At 27.6% G+C, this 2,957-nt stretch carries 5 protein-coding genes; all 5 read left to right on the top strand.

Annotation, left to right across the window (positions count from 1 at the left end; genetic code table 11):
• Window positions 1-144 precede the first annotated feature (144 nt).
• The 5 genes from ruvX to OC705_RS02375 all read left to right on the top strand — a co-directional run bounded on the left by ruvX (window position 145) and on the right by OC705_RS02375 (window position 2,569).
• Complete coding sequence (ruvX, locus tag OC705_RS02395) at window positions 145-372, top strand: Holliday junction resolvase RuvX (RefSeq protein ID WP_304512674.1); 228 nt, start codon at window positions 145-147, stop codon at window positions 370-372.
• A gap of 45 nt (window positions 373-417) precedes the next feature.
• Window positions 418-1,035, top strand: coding sequence for an O-methyltransferase (locus tag OC705_RS02390; protein WP_304512673.1), 618 nt, complete (start codon window positions 418-420; stop codon window positions 1,033-1,035).
• A 50-nt stretch (window positions 1,036-1,085) separates the two neighbouring features.
• The gene (greA, locus tag OC705_RS02385) at window positions 1,086-1,622 is read left to right on the top strand and encodes a transcription elongation factor GreA (RefSeq protein ID WP_304512672.1); all 537 of its coding nucleotides are present in this window, start codon (window positions 1,086-1,088) and stop codon (window positions 1,620-1,622) included.
• A 141-nt stretch (window positions 1,623-1,763) separates the two neighbouring features.
• Window positions 1,764-1,892: a hypothetical protein gene (locus tag OC705_RS02380; RefSeq protein WP_304513983.1), complete on the top strand. Its 129-nt coding sequence runs from the start codon at window positions 1,764-1,766 to the stop codon at window positions 1,890-1,892.
• Between the two features lie 428 nt (window positions 1,893-2,320).
• Window positions 2,321-2,569 carry a hypothetical protein gene (locus OC705_RS02375; RefSeq protein WP_304512671.1) on the top strand — a complete coding sequence of 83 codons (249 nt, stop codon included), beginning with the start codon at window positions 2,321-2,323 and terminating at the stop codon, window positions 2,567-2,569.
• The last annotated feature ends 388 nt before the right edge of the window (window positions 2,570-2,957 follow it).

Genomic DNA, 2,957 nt, shown 5'->3' with positions numbered 1-2,957 from the left:
CAGAAGAGGATAAATTATGGCAAGCCGGATGCTTGGAAACTTGCTTGTCCGGTTTAGATGGGGGCTATTTGTAATAGATATTAGAAAGACAAATTTTGAGATTGAAACGCAAATAATCTATCCATATTAGGAGATCCTAGGCATATGAATAATAATATAGGAGTTAAATCTAAAATTAGTATTGCTTTTAGCAAAAGAATTAAGAAATATTTTCCATCTGTTAAAATTTTTTTGTGGGATGAAAGACTTTCTACCCAAGAAGCTATTGATAATATGTATCAGGCGCAATATAAAAAAAAACAAATATTTAAATTAAAAGATGAAATGGCTGCTACAATAATTTTACAAAATTTTTTAAATAATCAAAGATAATCGAATTACTTATCTAAATAAAAAAAAATTATAAAGAATTTACATATGTCTATATTTTATAAAACAAAAAAGAAATATTTAAAAAAGATAAAAAAATATGCTATAAAAGAATGTATACCTATTATTCAAGAAGAAACTAGTTTATTTTTAGAAAATTTTATTAATCAAAAAAAAATAATAGATATTTTAGAAATAGGCACTGCTGTTGGCTATAGTGCGTTAACTATGTGTAATCCTAATAATCAAATTGAAACATTAGAAAGAAAGCATAGTTATTATCTTTTAGCTAAAAAAATATTTTTTAATACACCTTTTAAAGTTAAAGTTATTTGGACAGAAGCTTTAATATTTCAACCTAAAAAACATTATGATTTAATTTTTATCGATGGAGCTAAATCACAATATTGCAAATTATTTGAAAAATATCAAAAATTTATAAAAAATAATGGTTTTATTATTTGTGATAATTTAAATTTTCATAATTTATTCAATAACAAAAATAATTCTAAAAATGTTTGTAAAATTCTTAATAAAATACAAGAATTTAAAATATATTTAAAAAATAATTATTTGTTTAAAACTATATTTATCGATGTAGGAGATGGATTAAGTATTTCTTGTAAAAATTTTTTACCATCTGAATATATATTGGTGAGAAAATAAATTATCCAATATAAAAAAATCACAGATAAAAGAGGTAGGTTAGTTATATTATGAGCCATGATATTAATTCTTATGTAAATAAATATAAAGTTGATAAAAAAAATATTAATAAAGATAAACAAATTTATAAGTTAACTCAAGAGGGCGTAGATAAATTAAAACAAGAGTTAGAACATTTAACTTCCACTAAAAGAAGCGAAAATTTAATTTCTTTAAAAGAAGCTCGTGATCAAGGAGATTTGAGTGAAAATGCTGATTATGCAGCTGCTACTAATGAGCAAATAATAATAGAAACGCGAATTTCTGAAATTAAAAATATTTTAAAAAATATGCAAATAATTGATTATTCTAATCAAAATAAAGGAATCGTTACTATTGGTAATACAGTAGATATTCAGTTTTTAGATAATATGAAAATTTTAAAATTACATTTAGTTGGAATTTTAGAAGTAGATCCTTTAAACAATAAATTTTCTATTGAATCTCCTATTGGACAAAGTTTACAAGGACATAAGGAAGGTGATCAGTTAAGATATAAATCTGAAACTGGCAAAATTATTGATATTAAAATTTTGAAAATAAATTAATTGGATATGGAAAATTATGAAATTAGAAAATTATCTACATTATATACCCAGTTTTTATTATGATTCTGTTTTTGAAATTCCATTCGAAGAATTATTTCAAAAAAATATTAAAGTATTATTATTTGATTTAGGGCGCCTAAGATGCCTAAATATCTTGTGATTTTACCAATCACCAGTGCGATAAACACTGTAAGGCTAAGAACGGTTCTTGAACGGAAACTCTCAAGAATTACAGCAGTTCTTAAAAGCGGGTTGCGACGAAGTAGTTAGTCAAGAAGATACCGCCACCAAATGGTTCTAAGGATAAGCCTGTAATGGCCTAAGAAGATAAGTAGATGTGATATTAAACCTGTCTCGCAAACTACTATAAGCGAGCAGTCTAGAGGCTATCAATATATCTAAATCGCATTGGATAGTTTATCAATTAACAAACCTGGAATCTCACCATTAACAAAATGGTTACTTCGCCTAAGGAATCAAGGTAGATATTTAGCGTAACTGGGAGAATCCTAAAGGTCAGTTATTAAATTAACTAATAATGAGTTTAAAGTCATTAGGCCCAAGGATAAAGCGACTTCTTAGTAGTCGGAGGAGTAAAACTTGATCTGGAATGATAAAGAGAATCGTCCTCCCTGGAACAAGGTTAACGACCTTGATAGGGCGAAAGAAGTCAGTAATTTATTGTTTATTGATAAATTATGGAAAGCCGGATGCTGGGAAACTTGCTTGTCCGGTTTGGATGGGGGCTGTTTGTAATAGCTATCAGAAAAACAAATTCTGAGATCAAAACGCAAATAATCTATCCATATGATAATACTCTTATAGAACCGTTTCAAAAAAAATTAGATAATAAAATTTATAATTTATTAATTAATATTAGTAAACAATTTCAAATAATTATTCTTTCTAATGGGGCGCCAAAGAGGCCTAAATATCGTGTCATTTAACCAATCACCAGTGCGATAAACACTGTAAGGCTAAGAACGGTTCTTGAATGGAAACTCTCAGGAATTACAGCAGTTCTTAAAAGCGGGTTGCGACGAAGTAGTTAGTCAAGAAGATACCGCCACCAAATGGTTCTAAGGATAAGCCTGTAATGGCCTAAGAAGATAAGCAGATGTAATAATGAAACCTACTTCGCAAACTACTGTAATCGAGTAGTCCGGAATCTATCAATATAGCATTAGGATTGGATAGTTTATCAATTAAAACCTGGAATCTCACCATTAATAAAATGGTTACTTCACCTAAGGAATCAAGGTAGATATTTAGCGTAACTTGGAGAATCCTAAAGGTCAGTTATTAAATTAACTAATAATGAGTTTAAAGTCATTA

This window comes from Candidatus Phytoplasma fabacearum (genome assembly GCF_030586805.1).
Classification (GTDB): Bacteria; Bacillota_I; Bacilli_A; order Acholeplasmatales; family Acholeplasmataceae; genus Phytoplasma; species Phytoplasma fabacearum.
Note: the sequence above shows the minus strand (reverse complement) of the source record. Positions and strands in the feature narration are given on the sequence as shown.

Coding starts and splice junctions, on each gene's coding strand:
- greA (WP_304512672.1), top strand. CDS start 1,086: ATGAGCCATGATATTAATTCTTATGTAAATAAATATAAAGTTGATAAA.
- OC705_RS02390 (WP_304512673.1), top strand. CDS start 418: ATGTCTATATTTTATAAAACAAAAAAGAAATATTTAAAAAAGATAAAA.
- OC705_RS02375 (WP_304512671.1), top strand. CDS start 2,321: ATGGAAAGCCGGATGCTGGGAAACTTGCTTGTCCGGTTTGGATGGGGG.
- OC705_RS02380 (WP_304513983.1), top strand. CDS start 1,764: ATGCCTAAATATCTTGTGATTTTACCAATCACCAGTGCGATAAACACT.
- ruvX (WP_304512674.1), top strand. CDS start 145: ATGAATAATAATATAGGAGTTAAATCTAAAATTAGTATTGCTTTTAGC.